The following is a 19,215-nucleotide window of genomic DNA, read 5'->3' on the forward strand; positions in this document are numbered from 1 at the left end:
CATGGCGCGCCGGTGGGTGGCGACCGAGTGGGGCTCGCCCGACTCATGGTCCTTCGAAGAGTACGAGCCGGCGCTTCCCGGTGAAGGGGAGATCACGGTCCGTGTCCGCGCTGCGGGCGTGAACCCCGCGGATGCCAAGCACGTCGCCGCGCCCCGTTCCGGCGTCGCTTTCCCCGTGCCGATCGGCTATGAGATCTCCGGCGAGATCGTGGCCATCGGACCGGACACGAGGATCGGCTCTGGCGAGGCGCACCCGGGAGATCAGGTGATCGCTTTCCGCGTGCGCGGCGGTTACGCCGACGAGATCACCATCCCCGCCGAGAAGGCGTTCGCGAAGCCGACGACGCTTGATCATGCGGCGGCGTCGAACCTGTTCCTCACGGGGACCACGGCGGCGGAGATGCTGTTCGTGACCGGAGCCTCGCCAGGGGAGACCCTCCTGCTGCACGGCGCCTCGGGCGCGGTCGGCGTCGCCGTGCTCCAGCTGGCCGCGCTGCGCGGCATCCGCGTGATCGGCACGGCGAGCGCTGCCCGTGCCGAGGTCGTCCGTCGTTTCGGCGGAGTTCCCGTCGCGTACGGTCCCGGCCTCGAGACCCGTGTGCGCGAGCTGGCCGGCGGCCCGGTCGACGCTGCGCTGGACGCCGTCGGCACGGACGAGGCGATCGACGTGTCCCTCGCTCTCGTCGCCGATCGGACGCGCATCGTGACGATCGCCGCGGCTCATCGCGCGGAGGCCGACGGCATCCGCTGGATCGCCGGCTCCCAGCCGGACAGCGCGCGTTTCAGGGACGAGATCAGGGGTGAGCTGGTCGCGCTGGCGCAGAACGGCGATCTCGTCGTGCCGGTGGCGATGACCTTCCCGCTCTCCGAGGCGCCGGAGGCGCTGCGCGTCCTCGCCGGAGGCCATCCCGGCGGAGCGATCGCGCTGATCCCCTAGTCGATCTCGCGAAGCGCCGACGTGACGAACACGACGTCGTCGCCGAACTCGGCGTCCGCGGCGTCCTGGATGCTGCCGTCATCCCAGACGACCTGCACCCAGACGTAGCCTCGATCACTGGACGCCGTCAGCGCTGTCGAGCCGAGACGTGCGGCGACGTCATCCTGGATGCGCGTGAGATCGGCCGCAGAGGTCGTGCCGTCCGCTCCACCCGACGGGTCCTCCGGACGGATCGGATCGTAGAGCGCGAGCATGATCGGCGGATCGGTGATGGTGTATCTCTCGCCGTCGTACGTGCCGTACACGGCGTAGGTGCCCCAGGTGACGTCTCCCGATGTCTCGCTGCCGTCCACACCCTCCCAGGTCCACCCGTCGACGGGGAGGCCCTGGCACTGCGGGGGATACGACTCCATGACGGCGCCCAGGCACAACTGCACGTCGCCGCCCTTGTCGATCACCGTGCCCGTCCCGATGACGCGACCCTGCGGCGGCGCGGGGTGCACCGCCTCCAGGCGCTGATCGGAGGGGACCGTGGTGCTTGTGGGCGCCGGGGATCCTGCCGGGCCGGACGCGCATGCCGTCAGCGCGAGGAGGCAGGCGACGGATGCGGCGGCGAGGAGCGGGCGACTCTGCGATGTGCTCATACTCGACAGTGTCGCCGCAGCACCGATCGTCTCAGAGCGAGTCGAAGCGCATCGGCATCCCTGCTAGCATGGCCGCATGCCTTTCGGCGGTCTGCTTCTTCTTAGCTGCCGCGACGAGTCCTAAGAGCTAGGGCCTTCCTCGTCGCGGCGCTTGTGTTGGCCCGTACATTCTGACGAAGAGAAGAAGCCCATCATGAAGAACACCCAGCGCCCGTCCGGGATGCCGATCCACAAGTACCGGCCCTTCCACGAGCAGATCGTCGTCGACCTTCCCGACCGCACCTGGCCGGACGCCCGGATCACCGAGGCCCCCCGCTGGTGCGCCGTCGATCTCCGTGATGGCAACCAGGCTCTCATCGACCCGATGTCGCCCGAGCGCAAGCGCGTCATGTTCGAGCTGCTCGTGAGCATGGGCTACAAGGAGATCGAAGTCGGCTTCCCCTCGGCCAGCCAGACCGACTTCGACTTCGTGCGTCAGCTCATCGAGGAGAACCTGATCCCCGATGACGTGACCATCCAGGTGCTGACCCAGGCGCGAGAGCACCTCATCGAGCGCACCTACGAGTCCATCGCCGGGGCCAAGCAGGCGATCGTGCACCTCTACAACTCCACGAGCGTGCTGCAGCGCGAGGTCGTCTTCCGCACCGACAAGCAGGGCATCATCGACATCGCCCTCGAAGGCGCTCGCCTGTGCCGGAAGTTCGAGAAGACCATCCCCGACACCCAGGTCTACTACGAGTACTCGCCCGAGAGCTACACCGGCACCGAGCTCGAGTTCGCGGTGGACGTGTGCAACCAGGTGATCGAGATCTTCGAGCCGACGCCCGACCGCAAGGTCATCATCAACCTCCCCGCCACCGTCGAGATGGCCACGCCGAACGTGTACGCCGACTCGATCGAGTGGATGAGCCGCCACCTCGCCCACCGCGAGAACGTCATCCTGTCGCTGCACCCGCACAACGACCGCGGCACCGCGATCGCCGCCGCCGAGCTGGGCTACATGGCCGGTGCGGATCGCATCGAGGGATGCCTGTTCGGCAACGGCGAGCGCACGGGCAACGTCGACATCGTCGCGCTGGGGATCAACCTGTTCACGCAGGGCATCGACCCGCAGATCGACTTCAGCGACATCGACCAGGTCAAGCGCACGGTCGAGTACTGCAACCAGCTGCCGGTGCCCGAGCGCAGCCCCTGGGCGGGAGACCTGGTCTTCACCGCGTTCAGCGGATCGCACCAGGACGCGATCAAGAAGGGCTTCGAGGCGATGGCCGCGACCGCGGAGTCCCGTGGCGTCACGGTCGACGACATCGAGTGGGCCGTGCCGTACCTGCCTGTCGACCCGAAGGACCTCGGCCGGTCGTACGAGGCGGTCATCCGCGTCAACTCGCAGTCCGGCAAGGGCGGCGTCGCTTACCTGCTGAAGGCCGATCACGCGATCGATCTGCCGCGCAAGCTGCAGATCGAGTTCTCCGGCGTCGTGCAGGCCAAGACGGATGCCGAGGGCGGCGAGGTCACCAGCGAGCAGATCTGGTCGATCTTCAACGACGAGTACCTTCCCGCGGCCGATGCCGCCGCCAAGTGGGGCCGCTTCGAGCTGCTGGCCACCCAGACCCGCAGCGACATGTCGGGCGAGGTGGTCCTCGACGTCGTGCTCCGAGACGACGAGCAGGAGCTCGCGATCAGCGGCAACGGAAACGGCCCCGTCGCCGCCTTCGTCGAGGTGCTGCGCGCACAGGGCTTCGACATCACCGTCTACGACTACGTCGAGCACGCTCTCAGCGCCGGCGGCGACGCGCAGGCCGCGGCCTACGTCGAGCTGCAGGTCGGCGACCAGCGCCTGTGGGGCGTGGGCATCGACGGAGACATCTCGACGGCATCCCTCAAGGCGATCGTGTCGGGCGTGAACCGATCGATCCGGACCCGCGCCGCGGAGCTCGCCGCGGTCTGAGAGCCACCGGGCGAGCGGCCTCACCATCTGGTCGTTGAGCGAGCGAAGCGAGACGAAACGCGTCACCTGACGTCGAACGTCGGATGACGCGTTTCGTCTCGGTCGCTGCGCTCCCTCGCTCAACGACCCGGGGTGATCGTTCGTCGCCCGGAGGAACAGGGACCGACGGGTCAGCGACCGGTGTCCGAGGGCTTGATGATCGGGATCATGCCGGTCTCTGCGGCGACCTTGCGGCGGTACAGGCGACGCTGCTCCGGCAGGGACACGTCGAAGCTCACCGCGAGGATGCGGATCACTGCGGTCACGATGATGCCGATGATCGCGGCGAGCGTGATCGGCATGTGGAACAGGTTCGCGACGACGATGAACGTGCAGCCGGCGCCGGCCGCGACGGCGTAGAGAGAGCCGACGTGCATGATCGCGGTCGGCAGTCCCATCAGCATGTCGCGGAGCACGCCGCCGCCGACCGCCGCGCACACTCCGATGAAGACGGCGGGCACCGGGGGGATGCCGAAGGCGATGGCCTTGCTCGTGCCGAAGGCGCCGAACATGCCGATGACCACTGCGTCGAGCACGACGATCACGGTGTTGATGCGGTTGAAGACCCCGGCGAGGAGCATCCCGAACAGGGAGGCGCCCGTGGCCGTGACCAGATACCAGTTGTCGTGCAGCGTCGCGGGCGGCTGACCGAGCAGGATGTCGCGGATGAGGCCGCCGCCCATGCCGATCATGATGCCGATGATCGCGACGCCCAGCCAGTCGAGTCGGCGCTGACCCTGGAAACCGGAGGCGAACATCGCCCCCTGCACGCCGCCGAGGCCGACGCCGAGGAGGTCCGCCCACAGCGGAATGGTGAAGAGCGGTTCGGTCACCCGTCCATTGTCGCGCACGGAGGATAATCGAACCGTGCCGACCTACCGAGACGAAGCGGTGATCCTGCGCACCCACAAGCTGGGTGAGGCGGACCGCATCGTCACCATGCTCTCGCGGCGCCACGGCAAGATCCGCGCCGTGGCCAAGGGGGTCAGACGCACGTCGTCGAAGTTCGGCTCCCGCCTGGAGCCGTTCATGGTCGCCGATGTGCAGCTGTACCAGGGACGCTCTCTCGACATCGTGCAGCAGGCCGAGTCGCTCGGGGCGTACGGAGCCGACATCGCCGCGCACTACGACCGGTTCACGTCGGCCAACGCGATGGTCGAGACCGCCGACAGGCTGAGCGACTCGGAGGCGACGCCCGAGCAGTACCTCCTGCTCGTCGGAGGACTCCGCGCCCTCTCACGGGGCGAGCATGCACCGCGCAGCATCCTGGACTCCTACCTGCTGCGGGTGATGGCACTGTCCGGCTGGGCTCCGTCGCTGGGGGACTGCGCCAGATGCGGCGATCCCGGTCCGCACACGCACTTCGTCGGGCAGCTCGGCGGGTCGGTGTGCACGAACGACGCTCCGGCGGGCAGCCCTCGGATCGCCGAGCGCACGCTCTCTCTCCTGCGGTCGCTGATGGCAGGGGAGTGGGAGCTCATCGATGCGGCATCGCCGGTCGAGACCTCCGCGGCCTCCGGACTGATCGCCGCCTACGCCCAATGGCACCTCGAGCGCGGCATCCGCTCGCTCGCGCACGTGATCGACGCCCCCCGAGAAGGAGCACGGTGAGCCCGAAGCCATTCACCCACAAGGATGCCGTGGCGTACCGCCCGCTCGACTGGACCGGGGTGCACCCGCCCGCCTTCCCCGCGGTCCCCGCTCATGTGGCGATCGTCATGGACGGCAACGGCCGCTGGGCCAACCGCCGCGGCCTGAACCGCATCGAAGGGCACAAGGCCGGTGAGGAGGTCCTGCTCGATGTCGTCGCCGGCGCCATCCAGGCAGGGGTGAAGCACCTCTCGGTCTACGCCTTCTCCACCGAGAACTGGGCGCGCTCTCCTGAAGAGGTGCGCTTCCTCATGGGATACAACCGCGATGTGCTGCACCGGCGCCGCGACCAGCTCAACGAGTGGGGCGTGCGGGTGCGCTGGGCCGGTCGCAAGCCGCGGCTGTGGGGCAGCGTCATCAAGGAGCTGCAGTACGCCGAGCAGCTGACCCGTGGCAACGACACCCTGACGCTGACCATGTGCGTGAACTACGGCGGGCGCGTCGAGATCGTCGATGCGATGCGGTCCATCGCAGCGGAGGTCGCCGCGGGGCGGGTCAAGCCGAACGCGATCAGCGAGAAGATGATCCGCAGGCACCTGTACGTCCCCGACATGCCCGATGTCGACCTGTTCCTGCGGAGCTCGGGGGAGCAGCGCACGTCGAACTTCCTGCTCTGGGAGTCCGCGTACGCCGAGATGGTCTTCCTCGACACCCTGTGGCCCGACTTCTCCCGCGAAGAGCTCTGGCGCGCGATCGGCATCTACCTGTCGCGCGACCGGAGGTTCGGCGGAGCGATCGACACTCCCGATCAGGCCTGAGCGCGCATCCAGCGCTCGGCCTCGCGCGGATGCCGCAGCCGCACGATCGTCAGGTGGGGGAACCGCTCCTCGATCCCGGGCATGCGCTCCGCCCAATGTCGGAGGGTCTTCGTCTGCCAGGCGAGGATGTTCTCCTCGGGGTCGCGGTTCAGCATGTTCCACGGCCCCTTCTCGCGATTGCCGTTCCAGAGCTCGCGCCGGAGCACTCCGCGCGCGAGGGTGCGTCTGATCAGCCGCGAGCGCACGACGCGGTACGGGTAGTCCAGCCAGAGCGCGAGGTCGGCGCGCGGCGGCAGGATCTCGTCTGTGCCCTTGCTGGTGTACTGCCATTCGGTGATCCAGCGCTCTTCGGCAGCGAACGTCCGCACGTCGTCGAGGAACGTCGGCCGCGGCGTCCACTCCGGTCCGTGGAACAGCGCATCGATCTCGATGTGGCGCAGATCCCAGGCGGCGCCGATGCGTGCGGCGAGGGTCGTCTTGCCCGACCCTGACACGCCCGCGATGAGAATCCGCTCCGGTCGGAACGGCAGAGGATCATCGGCGGAGAGCATCCGAGAATCCTAATCCGGAATAGCCCATTGGTGCATGCGGTTGGATAGGGATGTGACTGAACCCATCTCGATCGACATCTGGTCCGACATCGCCTGCCCGTGGTGCTACATCGGCAAGCGCAATCTCGAGAAGGGCCTCGAAGCCGTCTCCGGCGACGAGGACGCCCCGCAGGTGAACATCACGTTCCACTCCTTCGAGCTGTCTCCCGACACCCCGGTCGACTTCCACGGCGACGAGATCGACTTCCTCGCCGGCCACAAGGGGATGCCGCGCGCACAGGTCGAGCAGATGCTGTCCCACGTCACCGGTGTGGCGCAGAACGCGGGACTCGAGTACCGCTTCGATCTGCTGCAGCACACGAACACCGTGAAGGCGCACGAACTGCTGCACCATGCGAAGGCGGAGGGACTCCAGCACGAGATGGAGGAGCGACTGATGTCGGCGTACTTCACCGAGGGCAAGCACGTCGGACGGGTCGACGACCTCGTCGAGCTCGCCGTCGAGGTCGGTCTGGACGCCGACGCCACTCGTCAGGTGCTCGAGTCCGCGCAGTACCTCCCCGCGGTTCGGCAGGATCAGGCGCAGGCGCAGGCCTACGGCATCCAGGGCGTGCCGTTCTTCGTGATCGACGGTCAGTACGGCATCTCCGGAGCGCAGCCGCCTGCCGCCTTCGAGAACGTGCTCCGCGACCTGTGGGCGAAGCGCGGCGAAGACGAGTCGGAGCCCGCCGCGGTCTAGCGGGTCAGCGCCGCCTCGATGGCCCCGACGATGGCGGGGTCATCGGGCTTCTGCTTCGGGCGGAAGCGCTGCACGGATCCGTCCGGCAGCACGAGGAACTTCTCGAAGTTCCACTCGACGCGGCCGGCCTTGCCGCCCGCGTCGGGCGTCTCCTTGAGCTCCTTGTAGAGGTCGGCGGCGTTCTTGCCGTTGACTTTGACCTTGTCGACGATGGGGAAGGTGACGCCGTACGTCGTGGAGCAGAACTCGAGGATCTGATCGACCGATCCCGGCTCCTGGCCGAAGAACTGGTTGCACGGGAAGCCGACGACGCTGAATCCGCGGTCGCCGTAGAGGCGCTGGAGCTCTTCGAGCTGCTCGTACTGCGGCGTGAGGCCGCACTTGGACGCCACGTTCACCACGAGGACGACGTCGGCGCCGAGATCGTCGAGCGTCTTCTCCGCTCCCTGAGCGTCGACGAAGGGGATGCTGCGCACTGCGGAATCGGTCATATCCACAGCTTAGGTCGGTGCGCCGCCATGGGCGCCGGGTCTGGGAGAATAGAAAGGTCATGACTGTCGCCACCGCCCCCGCCCGCCCGCTCCGCATCGGACCGATCGACCTCGACGTGCCCGTCGTGCTCGCGCCCATGGCGGGCATCACGAACACCGCCTTCCGCAGGCTCTGCCGCGAGTACGGCGCCGGTCTGTACGTGAGCGAGATGATCACGTCGCGCGCGCTCGTCGAGCGCAACGAGAGCACGATGAGACTCATCCGCCATCACGAGTCGGAGACCCCGCGGTCGATCCAGCTCTACGGCGTCGACCCGAAGACCATCGCCGACGCCGTGCGCATCATCGTCGCCGAAGACCACGCCGATCACATCGACCTGAACTTCGGCTGCCCCGTGCCCAAGGTGACCCGCCGCGGCGGCGGCGCCGCGCTGCCCTGGAAGAACCGTCTGTTCGCCGACATCGTCACCCAGGCCGTGAAGGCGGCGGGCGACATCCCGCTCACCGTGAAGATGCGCAAGGGCATCGACCACGACCACCTCACCTTCATCGAGGCGGGGCGCGCCGCCGAGGACGCGGGAGCGGCAGCCGTCGCCCTGCACGCCAGGACCGCGGGGGAGTACTACTCCGGCAACGCCGACTGGAACGCGATCGGCGAGCTCAAGCAGGCGGTGACCAGCATCCCCGTGCTCGGCAACGGCGACATCTGGTCGGCCGACGATGCGGTGCGGATGATGGCGCAGACCGACTGCGACGGCGTCGTGGTCGGGCGCGGCTGCCTCGGACGCCCTTGGCTCTTCGGCGAGCTCGCTGCGGCCTTCGGCGCCGAGACGCAGCCCGTCGACGCGACTCTCGGCTTCGTCGCCGACGCCTTCCGTCGTCACGCGGAGCTGCTCGTGGAGTTCTTCGACGACGAGGACCACGGATGCCGCGATGTCCGCAAGCACGTCGCCTGGTACTTCAAGGGATACCCGGTCGGCGGAGACATCCGCACCGGCCTCGCTATGGCGTCGAGCCTGCAGAACATCGACGACCTGCTCGGACAGCTCGATCGCGACGCGCCCTACCCTGGAGCGGACGCCGAGGGCCAGCGCGGCCGGGCGGGTCGGCCGAAGCGCACGGCCCTGCCCGACAAGTGGCTCGAGTCGCGCGAGATCGCCGAGTCGACGTCGGAGATGATGCGAGGAGCGGAGATCGAGAACAGTGGCGGCTGACCAGCGGATCTCGGGCTACGACGCACGCGACGCGGAGCGCTTCTTCGCGGAGACCCACCGATCGGAGCGCGACGACTTCGCCCGAGACAGGGCTCGTGTGCTGCACTCCGCCGCGCTGCGCCGTCTTGCGGCGAAGACGCAGGTCCTGAGTCCGGCGAGCACCGCCGACTTCGCCCGGAACCGGCTGACGCACTCCCTCGAGGTGGCCCAGGTCGGACGCGAGCTCGCCACGGCGCTCGGGGTGTCCGCCGACGTCGTCGACACCGCCTGCCTGAGCCACGACCTCGGCCACCCGCCCTTCGGGCACAACGGAGAGCGGGCCCTGAACGACTGGGCGGAGAACATCGGCGGGTTCGAGGGCAACGCGCAGTCGCTCCGCATCCTGACCCGCCTCGAGGCGAAGGTCCTCGATGATCACGATCGCTCCGTCGGGCTCAATCTCACCAGGGCGAGCCTCGACGCGACCTGCAAGTACCCGTGGACGGTCGACAGCCCGGTCCCCGATCCGGGCGGGCGGCTGAAGTTCGGCGTCTACCCCGAGGACGAGGCCGTGTTCCGCTGGATGCGCGAGGGCGCACCGGGGCGCCTTCGCTGCATCGAGGCCGAGATCATGGATCTCTCCGACGACATCGGCTACTCGGTGCACGACTTCGAGGATGCGATCGTCAACGGGTACGTCGACGTCGCGCAGCTGTCGGACCCGCGCGAGCACGAGGCGCTCATCGACCGCATCCAGCAGTGGGTCGGCTACGACTTCACCAGGGACGAGCTCGCAGACGGCCTCTACCGTCTGGCGAGCCAGCCGATGTGGTTGACGTCGTTCGACCGCTCCCGTCAGGATCTGGCGCGCCTCAAGAACCTGACCAGCGATTTCATCGGGCGGTTCGCGCGCGCCTCCGTGTCGGCCACCAGGGAGGCCTACGCCGGTCCCGTCCTGGTGCGCTACAACGCTCATGTCGTGGTGCCGCGAGTGGTCGAGACCGAGATCGCCGTGCTCAAGGGCATCATGGGCCAGGCCATCGTCACGATCGATGCGCGCAAGGGCGTCTACAAGGAGCAGCGTCGGGTGCTGAAGCGGCTCGCTGACGCCCTGTGGTCGACCGACGCGCTGTGGTCGGCGGGGGAGGACGTGCTCGAGCCCGCGTTCGCCGCGGACTTCCTCGATGCGACGACGGATGCCGAGCGCGCTCGCGTCATCGTCGACCAGATCGCCAGCCTCACGGATCAGAGCGCGATCGACTGGCACAACCGCCTCGTCGGCGAGATCGATCCCGCCGAGGTGGGGATCTGGAATCCGCGGAACGCCCGTCCGGGCGCGCGTCGCGCGGCATCGGCCGACCGGCATCCCGCATCCGCCGAGGTGCGCTGATGCCCCGCATCCGCCAGGCCGACGTCGACGAGGTGAAGGCGCGCACGAACATCGCCGACATCGTCGGCGAGCGCGTCGCGCTGAAGTCGGCAGGTGTCGGATCGCTCAAGGGGCTGTGCCCCTTCCACGACGAGAAGAGCCCGAGCTTCCACGTCCGGCCCCAGGTGGGCTACTACCACTGCTTCGGATGCGGGGAGTCGGGAGACGTCTACTCGTTCCTGCGCGAGATGGATCACGTCAGCTTCACGGAGGCCGTCGAGAGACTCGCCGGCCGCATCGGCTACACGCTGCACTATGAAGACGGGGGCGCCGCTCCCGAGACGAGCGGTCGGGCGCGGCTGTACGCGGCGAACACCGCCGCCGCAGAATTCTTCCGCTCGCAGCTGCTGTCTCCCGACGCCGAGGCCGGACGTCGTTTCCTCGGCGAGCGGGGGTTCGACGCGGGAGCTGCCGCGCACTTCGGCGTCGGCTTCGCCCCGCGCGGCTGGGACGGCATGCTGAAGGCGCTCACCGCGCAGGGGTTCACCCGGGAGGAGCTCAGCACCGCTGGACTCGTCTCGACGGGCCAGCGCGGCGTGTACGACCGCTTCCGCGGACGCCTCGTGTGGCCGATCCGCGACGTCTCAGGGCAGACGATCGGCTTCGGAGCGCGCAAGCTGTTCGACGACGACCAGGGGCCGAAGTACCTCAACACCCCGGAGACGCCGATCTACAAGAAGGCGCAGGTGCTGTACGGCCTCGACCTCGCCAAGAAGGACATCGCGCGCGGCGACCCCCGGCGGGTGGTGGTCGTCGAGGGGTACACGGATGTGATGGCCTGCCATCTCGCCGGCCTCACGACCGCGATCGCCACCTGCGGCACGGCGTTCGGCACCGATCACATCAAGGTGCTGCGACGGGTCATGGGAGACGACAACGCCTCCGGCGAGGTGGTCTTCACCTTCGACGGCGACGAGGCGGGGCAGAAGGCGGCGCTTCGGGCCTTCACCGAAGACGATCGCTTCAACGCGCAGACCTTCGTGGCGGTCGCGCCCGACGGGCTCGACCCTTGCGATCTGCGCCTGCAGAGGGGGGATGCCGCCGTCCGCACCCTCATGGACGCCAAGGTGCCGATGTTCGAGTTCGCCCTCGACCGCAAGCTCGCAGGCTTCGACCTCGGTACGGTCGAGGGGAGGGTGGGCGCGCTCAGGGCCGCCGCACCGATCGTCGCGGAGATCAGGGATCGGCTGCTGCGCCCCGGATACGAGCGCGTGCTCGCCCGACGCCTCGGCATGGATCCGACCGAGGTGCACAACGAGGTCGAGCGCGCAGCACGCGGCGGCTCGCACTCCGCGCCGTCGCGACCGGAGCCGGTGCCCATCGATCCCGCGACGGGGGCCCCGGGGATCGTTCCGGTGACGCTCGCGAACCTTCCTCGCACCGCCGACGTCGCCGTGGAGCGCGATGCGATGATGGGTGTGCTCCAGTACGGGCATCAGATCGATCAGGCGCTGCTGTCCCGCGCGCTCATCGCGCCGTTCCGCACCCCGGGACTCGATGCGGTGCGGGAGGCCGTGGCATCCGCGCCCGACCGCACTCGCGCGGGCTGGGTGACCGACGCGGTCAACGCGGTGCGCGAGCCCTACCGGTCTCTCGCGGGAGAGCTGCTCATGACGCCGTTCCCCGCTCGCGACGAGGCCGGGGCCGTGGCGTCGGCGACCGATCTCGCGCGTCGGCTCATCCTCCGCAGTCTCGAGCACGAAAAGCAGGAGCTCCTGGGGGCCGTGCAGCGCGTCCCCGCCGACTCCGATGGAGGGCGTGCCCTGCGTATGAGGCTTCGCGACATCGATGTGGAGCGTCAGCGGTTCACCGAGTCGTAACAGGGGGCGCCCCTCGGCGCAGGGCAGGATGGAAGCATGTCCCGAAGGCCCGACTCCACCACCGCGATCGACTGCTTGGACCTGGTGATCGACCGGGCCGGCCACGGTGCGCCGACCAGGGCCGTCGACGGGGTGACCTTCTCGCTCGCCCCCGGTGAGCTGATCTGCGTCGCGGGCCCCACCGGCTCAGGCAAGTCCTCGCTCGTGCTCGCCCTCGCAGGATCCACCGATCCGTCCGTCCGCGTGGTCGGCGGAAGCGCCCACGTCTGCGGAGTGGATGTGCGCCGCCCAGGACGCAAGCACCGGATCCTCACCTACCGCACGGGTTTCGTGCCGCAGGGAGCCGGTGCCGACCTGCCGCCGCGGCTCACCGTGCAGGAGGTGATCGCCGAGCCGATCCTGATCCGCGAGAAGCGCGTGAACACCAACGCGCTCTCGATCCGCGTGGCCACCCTGCTCGACGAGATGCACCTGCCGCTCGGCACGGCCGCGAAGTTCCCCTACGAGCTGAGCGCCGGCATGCGGCAGCGTGTCGCGATCGCACGCTCCTTCGTGCTCGAGCCGAGGGTGCTGATCGCGGACGAGATCCTCGCCAACCTCGATCTCGAGGTGCGCCCCGTGGTCTTCGACGCCATCACCCGTCGCCGCAAGGAACAGGGGATGGGGGCGCTGCTGGTGACGAACGACGCCGACTTCATCCGCGAGCTGAACGCCGAGACCCTGATGCTGCGCAGCGGCCACGTCGTCGCCAGGGGAGTCGGAAAGGACCTGCTCTGGGCGCCCAACGCCGAGGCGGATTCGCAGTCCTGAACGGTGTCGGATGCGACACGCCCGAGTCGTCGTCCGTGTCACGAGCACGCCGAAGTCTTTGCTAAGCTTGTCGAGTTGCCCGCTCAGCGGAGCACATTCCTCGGTAGCTCAATTGGCAGAGCAGCCGGCTGTTAACCGGCAGGTTCTTGGTTCGAGTCCAAGCCGGGGAGCCAAGACCCCTGGCCTTCGCATGAAGGCCAGGGGTTCTCCTTTTCACCACAGCCGATGAAAGCCGGAGCGGATGACTCGATCCACGCAGTTCGCGCAACTCGGCGCGCTGCTGCTCGAGGCGGGATTCTCCGCCACCGACACCCGCGACGCGCTGGAGGAGATCCGCGCGCGCAGGGCCCCGGAGCAGGAGCTCGCCTTCGCTGTGCTCCCCGAAGCGGTGTTCGTGTCGCCCGCGGAGGGGTCGGAGGGATCGATCCTCCGCATGTCCTTGGCATCGTCCCTGTCGACGAGGCAGTCCGCGATGGTGAGCCGGATGATGCACCGTCTCCGTGACGGTGAGATCTCGCTGGAGCGGGCGCTCGGGGCCGAGCAGGACCGCATCCGCGCGGCCTGGATGCGCAAGCCGCTGCTGCGATGGATCGTCGGCAACGCGCTCCTCGCCGGCGGACTCGCGGTGCTGTTCCGCTGCCCCTGGTGGGCGGTCGTCGTGTCGACGCTCGTCGCGGCGCTCATGGGCGCCGTCGCCGTCCTGCTGCGCCGCATCCGTCCGGCTGCGGCGATCGTGCCGTTCGTCATCGCGTTGCTGTCGACCGTGCTCGTCAGCGAATCGGCGTCGATGCTGGGCTATACGACCGTGCCTCTCTTCGCCGTCTGCGCGCCGATCGCGATCCTCGTACCGGGGGCCATGATCACGAACGCCCTGCTCGAACTCACCTCGGCCGACGTCGTCACGGGCGCGTCGCGTCTCGTCTACGGCGTCGTGCAGCTCGGATTCATGGCGGCGGGAGTCGCGGCGGGCAGCGCCTGGATCGGCCTCGAGATCGATCAGGACTCGGCCTTCCTGCTCGCCGATGTCGCGGGGATCATCAGCGCCGACCCGGCGTGGGCGTCCCTGCCCTCGACCGTCTTCAGCTGGATCGGCGTCGCGGCCGTCGCGATCGGCATCAGTCTCGCGTTCGGGGCCGGGTACCGGCTCACCGCGGTCAGCATCGCCGCGATGGGAGTCGCGTACGCGCTTCTGATCGGGTTGGCGCCGTTCTGGGGGAACACGGTGGCGACCGGTGCCACGGCAGCGGTGCTCTTCGTGATCGCCAGGCTGGTCGAGCGCTCCTCTTTCGCGATCCCCGCGACGATCACCTTCCAGCCCGCGTTCCTCCTGCTCGTGCCGGGAACCGTCGGACTCGTGGCGATCACCTCGTTCGACATCGACCCCGTCGCCGCGGCGCTGGCGATCTTCGCGAGCCTCTGCATCGGGACGAAGCTCGGTTCGATCATCGTCGACACGCACTGGTGGCGGCTCGTGACCGGGCGTCGCATCGTCACCGTCGGGGGCGGGGCGGCTCAGCCGGAGTAGTCGATGCCGTGACGACGGATGATGTCCTCGGCCTCACCGTCGGTGGGCAGCCCCGCCGCCGGTCGGTCCACCGTGAAGTACTCGGTGAAGTCACTGCTGGTCTCTGAGCTGAAGAGCGCGACGTTCGCGTCCCAGCTGGCGCCGGGACCGTCCAGCCTCCACAGGTCGAGAAGGGTCGCGCCGATGTTCCCCTGAGTGGTGTCCCCGCCCTCCCACGGCGTTCCGTCCTGGTCTTCGAAGGGGTTGATCGTCCCGTCCGAGGACACATACTGCCGGTCTCCCAGGACCCAGGCGGCCACGGCGTCGGCGAACCCTTCCGTCCATGCGCAGGTGGTCGAACTGGGAGCGTCGACGTAGTGCGGATCGCATCCGGTGACCTCGGGGAACCAGCCGTCGTAGAGCTCGTTCTGCCACCAGTGCCCGAGCTCGTGGAGCACGAGATGCCTGGACGCCGGGTCGGCCCCGGCGAGGACCACGTTCCCCGAACCGTCGGCGTCCCAATATCCGCCGTCCTCTTCCGGAACCTCGCTGTTCCAGCTGAAGGTCACCGCGTGGCAGTCCTCGATCTTCTCCTGATGCTCCGTCCAGCACGGGGAGTCGACCCCGCGCAGGTCGTAGAGGTCGGCGACCGCATCGACGATCTTGAAAGCTCCGGCGGTCTCGGCGGGCGCGGACACCGCGCCGAGGTCGACGTCTCCGACAGCGCCGTCCACGGGCTCCGTCGAGAAGGCGAAGACGGTGTCGTCGGGGCCGTAGGCGTCCACAACTCGCCACAGGCCGTCGTTCTCTGCCGTGAAGGTGATGGTCGCGTCGTGAAGAGTCTCCGCAGGTGCGCAGCCTGTGAAGGCGCCGTCTGCATCAGTCAGTCCGACCGAGCGCTCCTCCGGATCGCCGCCGTCTGATTCCGCTCCCGCGAGTCGCCACGACACCAAGGGTGCGGGAAGCGTGGGGTGACCGCCTGACTCGGCGTCGGCATACGTGTACGTCAGTTCGCCGGTGAGGCAGGAATCCTGCCCGGACGCCCCGGTCTCTGCGGACGGCACGGTCCCCGACGCGCACCCGCTCAGAGCGAGCGCAGCGATGAGGACGGCGACGAGTGATGTTCGGGAGGGACGACCGGGCATGGCGACCTTTCTGCGGGATCGTCGGGTCTGGACCGTCCTGGGGCAGACGGTCCAGACCCTTCCTGCGCCCTCGCTCGCTGGGGACGGGGAGGGTATGGATCGAGTGTCGCAGATCACGGGACTCGATCCCATCCTGATCGGGTATAGCCGTGGTCTATGACTCGGTTCGTCATACGGCCCGACCCTCCTCGTAGGCTGAGCGGATGACCTTCGAGGTGCGCCATCTTCGTGCCCTGTGTGCCATCGCCTCCGCCGGATCCCTCTCCCGGGCGGCCGCCGATCTGGGGATGACGCAGCCATCGCTCTCCGCGCTGCTGCAGCGATTGGAGCAGCAGCTGGGGGTCTCCCTGTTCCTCCGTGGTCACCGCGGTGTGGTGCCCACCGCGGCGGGTGCGCAGATCGTCAAACGCGCTCAGATCGCCCTCGCAGAGTTCGACAGGCTCGACGCCGATCTGAGCGGCATCCGTCAGCACGGCCGCATGAGGATCGGCATCTCGCAGATGCGCTGCTCCGCTGCGCTCGTGAGTCGCCTCGACGATGCCTTTCCCGAGTTCGAGACCGTGTTCGATGTCGAGGGCTCCACCACCGTGCTCGCTCATGCGCTCGACAGGCGGTTCCATGATCTCTCCGTGATTACGCTCTCGGATGACGGCGAGTACGAGCTCCCCGCAGGGGTGAGCACTCGCATCCTGCACCCCAGTGTCCCCGTGTTCGTCGCGCTCAGCGCCGCGGATCCCCTCGCCTCCCGTGACGAGGTCGCTCTCGCCGACCTCGCGGAACGGGCGTGGATCGCACCTCCGGGCGCTGACGACGGATCGTTGGCGGTTCTGCGCGCTTTGTGCCTCGCCGCGGGATTCGAGCCGAACGTCCGCTTCACCTTCGCACAGGGAGACGGCAGGGCGCTCATCGGCCAGGGGCGCGCCGTGCAGCTGGTGGAGCCGGCCTCTCGAGAGGTCGACGGCATGGTCGTCCGGCCGCTCGTCGGAGACCCTCTGCGACTCCGGATCGCTCTCGCATGGCGTCCGGAGGCCGTGACGGCTGTGGCGGCGGAGAAGGCCTATCGTGTCGCAGCCCAGGCGTATGCGGAGACCGCTCGACGATCAGCAGCATTCAGAGGGTGGTGGCGGCGTCGCCGTGTCGAGGTCGGGTGGGTCAGGCAGCTGGACCCCGTCTTCGACGATCTCGGCGTCGTGGCACTGTCGGAGCCGTGACGCGGGCGGGCGACCCGTGCGCTCCTCCAGAACACAGGAAGGCCCCGCCGAGATGGCGGGGCCTTCCTGTGCTGTGTGAGGCCGGATCAGCGTGCGGCGCCCTTGAGGGAGGCGCTCGACTGGATGATGTTGCCCGACTCGTCCTGATCGAAGATCACGCACTGGATCACGCGGTCGTTGTAGGAGTCCCAGGTGTCCTGGGTCGGGGTGATCGGGTAGACGCCGAGCGCGGACTGGTCCCACGGGATGCCGACGAAGGACGTGAAGCCCTCACCGGTGCACTGCTCCTGCGAGGCGGTGTCGATCGCCGTGGCGTCGTACTCGCCGTCGGGCATCTTGTACTCGAAGAAGACCTCTTCGTCGTGCGGCTCGGTGCAGGGCACGACATCGGCGCTCTCGAGGAGGCCCGAGGGGCTCTCCATCTTGCAGTCGCCGACCTTCAGCGCGAAGATGCCGATGTTGGAGCTCTCGGTGACCTGACCGGTCTTGTCGTCGCGGTCTGCGTCTCCCGAACCGCTCCCCAGGATGCTGTTCAGTGCGCTGCAGCCGGTCAGTGCGAACGAGAGCGCCGCCGCCGATCCGACGAGAGCCAGCGCGTGTCGCGTGCGCAGTTTCATGTTGTTTCCCCTCCAGGACTGTGGTGAGCGGGCACAGAAGAGTCCCGCCTCAGGAAACGCTATCCGTCCCGGAGTCTGTGATGCAACTCGAAAACCCCTTTGATCAGGCTGAGAGTCTCAGCCCTCGAGATCGTCGACGCCCGGCATCCAGCTGGCGCCGGGGCGACCCCATCCGCGTTTGCGGGCGATCTTCTGCGCGGTCTTCCAGTCTCCGTCCGACAGGCGATCCACGTAGAGGATGCCGTCGAGGTGGTCGAACTCGTGCTGCATGATGCGCGCGCGCCAGCCGTCGACGGCGATCGCGACGGGAGCGCCGTCGAGGTCCGTCCCGGTCACCTGCACCCGCTCGGAGCGGCGCAGCGGGAACCGCTCGCCGGGGAAGGAGAGGCAGCCCTCCGACTCCAGATCGGGGTCGGGGTCGCCGGGTTCGAGCGGGGTCATCCACAACTCGGGGTTGATGATGACACCACGCCACGGCTGATCGTCGTCGTCGACGTAGGCGTAGGTGTAGATGCGCAGCGGCACGCCCACCTGAGGGGCGGCGAGTCCCACGCCGGGCGCGGTGTCCATCGTCTCGAACATGTCGGCGACGAGGGTGCGGATCTCGTCGGTGATCGCCTCGACGGCGGAAGCGGGAGAGTGCAGGACGGGATCGCCCATGATGCGAATCGGAAGTACAGCCACGCCATAACCATACTGGGCGCACATCGCCGGGTAGGGTCGTAGGGTGAGCATCTCCGTATGGATGAGTGGGGCGGATGTCGGCGACCAGCTCGTCGGCGTCTTCCAGAATCCGCGACTCCTCCTGGGCATCCCGCTCGCCCTCGCGGGCGCCGTCTTCATGTCCCTCGGCGCGCAGTATCAGCACCGTGGGGTGGAGAAGGTCGAGCAGCTCAGCGGCGCGGACGGCGCGACCGGGCTGAGTCTCGACCAGATCAGAAGACTGCTGACGCGTCCGTCCTGGATCATCGGCACGCTCATGCTCGGACTGGCCATCGTGTGCCAGCTCGCCGCGCTCTCCCAGGCGCCGCTGATCGTGGTGCAGCCGCTCGGCGCGATCGCCCTCGTGATCACGACCCTGCTCAACGCCAGGGTCTCCGGACACACGCCGACGAGGCAGTCCATCACCGCGATCGTCTGCTGCGTCGGCGGCATCTTCCTCTTCGTCTCCTTCGCCGCGATCTTCGCGGCGGAGAAACCCATCAGCGACATCGAGCTCTTCACGATCCTGGCGATCCTGCTCGTCGTGATCATCGTGCTCGGCGCCTGCTGGCTCGTGCTGCGTCACCGCATGCGGGCTCTCTTCTACGTCATCGGCGCCGGCATCCTCTACGGCTTCGTGGCCACCCTCGCCAAAGCGGTCATCAATCGCATCGAGGCCGGCAACTTCGAGTGGATCACCCTCGTGTGCGTGATCGCCCTGATCGCGGCATCCGCCGTCGGCGCGTACTTCGTGCAGACCGCGTACAGCTCCGGTCCGCCCGACCTCGTCATCGCCGGTCTCACGGTGGTCGACCCGCTGATCGCGGTGCTCATCGGAATGCTCGTGCTCGGCGAAGCGGCGGCGGCGCCCGGCTGGGTGCTCGTGATCTTCGGGGTCGCCGGCGCCATCGCGGTGTGGGGCGTGGTCGGTCTCGCCCGGTACCACCCGCAGGTTCTCAGCGAGAGTCAGGAGCTCGGCATCCCGCGGGGGAGCGACGGCGCCACGGGAGCGGACGAGCAGAAGTAG

Annotated in this window: 19 protein-coding genes and 1 tRNA gene; 13 read left to right on the forward strand and 7 right to left on the reverse strand. The window is 68.4% G+C overall.

Annotated elements, in window-relative coordinates:
• Nucleotide 1: 1 nt before the first annotated feature.
• Nucleotides 2-937: a zinc-binding alcohol dehydrogenase family protein gene (locus ACFVRO_RS10570; RefSeq protein WP_386952059.1), complete on the forward strand. Its 936-nt coding sequence runs from the start codon at nucleotides 2-4 to the stop codon at nucleotides 935-937.
• Here ACFVRO_RS10570 and ACFVRO_RS10575 read toward each other — a convergent pair.
• Nucleotides 934-1,581 carry a hypothetical protein gene (locus tag ACFVRO_RS10575; protein WP_386952061.1) on the reverse strand — a complete coding sequence of 216 codons (648 nt, stop codon included), beginning with the start codon at nucleotides 1,579-1,581 and terminating at the stop codon, nucleotides 934-936. The two genes, ACFVRO_RS10570 and ACFVRO_RS10575, sit on opposite strands and share 4 nt — an antisense overlap.
• 193 nt (nucleotides 1,582-1,774) lie before the next feature.
• Here ACFVRO_RS10575 and leuA point away from each other — a divergent pair, with 193 nt between their 5' ends.
• Entirely contained in the window at nucleotides 1,775-3,529 is a 1,755-nt protein-coding gene (gene leuA, locus ACFVRO_RS10580) for a 2-isopropylmalate synthase (RefSeq protein WP_386952064.1), read from the forward strand.
• Nucleotides 3,530-3,699: 170 nt separating this feature from the next.
• Here leuA and ACFVRO_RS10585 read toward each other — a convergent pair whose 3' ends face one another.
• Nucleotides 3,700-4,401: a trimeric intracellular cation channel family protein gene (locus ACFVRO_RS10585; protein ID WP_105672964.1), complete on the reverse strand. Its 702-nt coding sequence runs from the start codon at nucleotides 4,399-4,401 to the stop codon at nucleotides 3,700-3,702.
• Nucleotides 4,402-4,435: 34 nt separating this feature from the next.
• Between ACFVRO_RS10585 and recO the strand changes: the two genes are divergently transcribed.
• Both recO and ACFVRO_RS10595 read left to right on the forward strand, forming a co-directional pair.
• A complete protein-coding gene (gene recO, locus ACFVRO_RS10590; RefSeq protein WP_105672965.1) occupies nucleotides 4,436-5,179 on the forward strand; it encodes a DNA repair protein RecO in 744 nt (247 codons plus the stop codon).
• Nucleotides 5,176-5,976 carry an isoprenyl transferase gene (locus ACFVRO_RS10595; RefSeq protein ID WP_105672966.1) on the forward strand — a complete coding sequence of 267 codons (801 nt, stop codon included), beginning with the start codon at nucleotides 5,176-5,178 and terminating at the stop codon, nucleotides 5,974-5,976. The genes recO and ACFVRO_RS10595 overlap by 4 nt, the downstream gene beginning before the upstream one ends.
• Here the strand turns inward: ACFVRO_RS10595 and ACFVRO_RS10600 are convergent.
• Nucleotides 5,967-6,527, reverse strand: a complete 561-nt coding sequence (locus tag ACFVRO_RS10600) for an AAA family ATPase (protein WP_386952067.1) — start codon at nucleotides 6,525-6,527, stop codon at nucleotides 5,967-5,969. The genes ACFVRO_RS10595 and ACFVRO_RS10600 overlap by 10 nt on opposite strands.
• A gap of 52 nt (nucleotides 6,528-6,579) precedes the next feature.
• Between ACFVRO_RS10600 and ACFVRO_RS10605 the strand changes: the two genes are divergently transcribed.
• A complete protein-coding gene (locus ACFVRO_RS10605) occupies nucleotides 6,580-7,266 on the forward strand; it encodes a DsbA family oxidoreductase (protein WP_341941992.1) in 687 nt (228 codons plus the stop codon).
• On the opposite strand, the gene ACFVRO_RS10610 is transcribed toward ACFVRO_RS10605, so the two are convergent.
• Entirely contained in the window at nucleotides 7,263-7,757 is a 495-nt protein-coding gene (locus ACFVRO_RS10610; RefSeq protein ID WP_386952069.1) for a glutathione peroxidase, read from the reverse strand. The two genes, ACFVRO_RS10605 and ACFVRO_RS10610, sit on opposite strands and share 4 nt — an antisense overlap.
• 59 nt (nucleotides 7,758-7,816) lie before the next feature.
• On the opposite strand from ACFVRO_RS10610, the gene dusB reads away from it, so the two are divergent.
• From dusB to ACFVRO_RS10640, 6 genes are all read left to right on the forward strand, one after another.
• The gene (gene dusB / locus ACFVRO_RS10615) at nucleotides 7,817-8,971 is read left to right on the forward strand and encodes a tRNA dihydrouridine synthase DusB (RefSeq protein WP_105672970.1); all 1,155 of its coding nucleotides are present in this window, start codon (nucleotides 7,817-7,819) and stop codon (nucleotides 8,969-8,971) included.
• A complete protein-coding gene (locus tag ACFVRO_RS10620) occupies nucleotides 8,961-10,340 on the forward strand; it encodes a deoxyguanosinetriphosphate triphosphohydrolase (RefSeq protein WP_341941993.1) in 1,380 nt (459 codons plus the stop codon). The genes dusB and ACFVRO_RS10620 overlap by 11 nt, the downstream gene beginning before the upstream one ends.
• A complete protein-coding gene (gene dnaG / locus ACFVRO_RS10625) occupies nucleotides 10,340-12,199 on the forward strand; it encodes a DNA primase (RefSeq protein WP_386952072.1) in 1,860 nt (619 codons plus the stop codon). The genes ACFVRO_RS10620 and dnaG overlap by 1 nt, the downstream gene beginning before the upstream one ends.
• Nucleotides 12,200-12,235: 36 nt before the next feature.
• Nucleotides 12,236-13,009: an ATP-binding cassette domain-containing protein gene (locus ACFVRO_RS10630; RefSeq protein WP_386952075.1), complete on the forward strand. Its 774-nt coding sequence runs from the start codon at nucleotides 12,236-12,238 to the stop codon at nucleotides 13,007-13,009.
• Between the two features lie 97 nt (nucleotides 13,010-13,106).
• Nucleotides 13,107-13,182: transfer RNA gene (locus ACFVRO_RS10635), tRNA-Asn, on the forward strand.
• Between the two features lie 68 nt (nucleotides 13,183-13,250).
• Nucleotides 13,251-14,534: a threonine/serine exporter family protein gene (locus ACFVRO_RS10640; RefSeq protein WP_386952078.1), complete on the forward strand. Its 1,284-nt coding sequence runs from the start codon at nucleotides 13,251-13,253 to the stop codon at nucleotides 14,532-14,534.
• Here the strand turns inward: ACFVRO_RS10640 and ACFVRO_RS10645 are convergent.
• Nucleotides 14,522-15,658 carry a hypothetical protein gene (locus ACFVRO_RS10645; RefSeq protein ID WP_386952081.1) on the reverse strand — a complete coding sequence of 379 codons (1,137 nt, stop codon included), beginning with the start codon at nucleotides 15,656-15,658 and terminating at the stop codon, nucleotides 14,522-14,524. The two genes, ACFVRO_RS10640 and ACFVRO_RS10645, sit on opposite strands and share 13 nt — an antisense overlap.
• 203 nt (nucleotides 15,659-15,861) lie before the next feature.
• Here ACFVRO_RS10645 and ACFVRO_RS10650 point away from each other — a divergent pair, with 203 nt between their 5' ends.
• Nucleotides 15,862-16,869 carry a LysR family transcriptional regulator gene (locus tag ACFVRO_RS10650; RefSeq protein ID WP_386952084.1) on the forward strand — a complete coding sequence of 336 codons (1,008 nt, stop codon included), beginning with the start codon at nucleotides 15,862-15,864 and terminating at the stop codon, nucleotides 16,867-16,869.
• 86 nt (nucleotides 16,870-16,955) lie between these two features.
• Here ACFVRO_RS10650 and ACFVRO_RS10655 read toward each other — a convergent pair whose 3' ends face one another.
• On the reverse strand, nucleotides 16,956-17,486 hold the full coding sequence (locus ACFVRO_RS10655) for a septum formation family protein (protein WP_386952087.1): 531 nt from the start codon (nucleotides 17,484-17,486) through the stop codon (nucleotides 16,956-16,958).
• Between the two features lie 117 nt (nucleotides 17,487-17,603).
• Entirely contained in the window at nucleotides 17,604-18,170 is a 567-nt protein-coding gene (gene def, locus ACFVRO_RS10660) for a peptide deformylase (protein ID WP_341941998.1), read from the reverse strand.
• A gap of 61 nt (nucleotides 18,171-18,231) precedes the next feature.
• Here def and ACFVRO_RS10665 point away from each other — a divergent pair, with 61 nt between their 5' ends.
• Complete coding sequence (locus tag ACFVRO_RS10665) at nucleotides 18,232-19,215, forward strand: DMT family transporter (protein ID WP_105672976.1); 984 nt, start codon at nucleotides 18,232-18,234, stop codon at nucleotides 19,213-19,215.

It is taken from the genome of Microbacterium sp. NPDC057944 (assembly GCF_042887445.1).
Taxonomy (GTDB): Bacteria; Actinomycetota; Actinomycetes; order Actinomycetales; family Microbacteriaceae; genus Microbacterium; species Microbacterium natoriense.

What these genes read in the sequence shown, in the direction of transcription:
- ACFVRO_RS10575 (WP_386952061.1), bottom strand. Translation starts at nt 1,581, where the DNA reads ATGAGCACATCGCAGAGTCGCCCGCTCCTCGCCGCCGCATCCGTCGCC.
- ACFVRO_RS10600 (WP_386952067.1), bottom strand. Translation starts at nt 6,527, where the DNA reads ATGCTCTCCGCCGATGATCCTCTGCCGTTCCGACCGGAGCGGATTCTC.
- ACFVRO_RS10640 (WP_386952078.1), top strand. Translation starts at nt 13,251, where the DNA reads ATGACTCGATCCACGCAGTTCGCGCAACTCGGCGCGCTGCTGCTCGAG.
- ACFVRO_RS10645 (WP_386952081.1), bottom strand. Translation starts at nt 15,658, where the DNA reads ATGCCCGGTCGTCCCTCCCGAACATCACTCGTCGCCGTCCTCATCGCT.
- ACFVRO_RS10630 (WP_386952075.1), top strand. Translation starts at nt 12,236, where the DNA reads ATGTCCCGAAGGCCCGACTCCACCACCGCGATCGACTGCTTGGACCTG.
- ACFVRO_RS10650 (WP_386952084.1), top strand. Translation starts at nt 15,862, where the DNA reads ATGACCTTCGAGGTGCGCCATCTTCGTGCCCTGTGTGCCATCGCCTCC.
- leuA (WP_386952064.1), top strand. Translation starts at nt 1,775, where the DNA reads ATGAAGAACACCCAGCGCCCGTCCGGGATGCCGATCCACAAGTACCGG.
- ACFVRO_RS10610 (WP_386952069.1), bottom strand. Translation starts at nt 7,757, where the DNA reads ATGACCGATTCCGCAGTGCGCAGCATCCCCTTCGTCGACGCTCAGGGA.
- ACFVRO_RS10655 (WP_386952087.1), bottom strand. Translation starts at nt 17,486, where the DNA reads ATGAAACTGCGCACGCGACACGCGCTGGCTCTCGTCGGATCGGCGGCG.
- ACFVRO_RS10570 (WP_386952059.1), top strand. Translation starts at nt 2, where the DNA reads ATGGCGCGCCGGTGGGTGGCGACCGAGTGGGGCTCGCCCGACTCATGG.
- dusB (WP_105672970.1), top strand. Translation starts at nt 7,817, where the DNA reads ATGACTGTCGCCACCGCCCCCGCCCGCCCGCTCCGCATCGGACCGATC.
- ACFVRO_RS10665 (WP_105672976.1), top strand. Translation starts at nt 18,232, where the DNA reads ATGAGTGGGGCGGATGTCGGCGACCAGCTCGTCGGCGTCTTCCAGAAT.
- dnaG (WP_386952072.1), top strand. Translation starts at nt 10,340, where the DNA reads ATGCCCCGCATCCGCCAGGCCGACGTCGACGAGGTGAAGGCGCGCACG.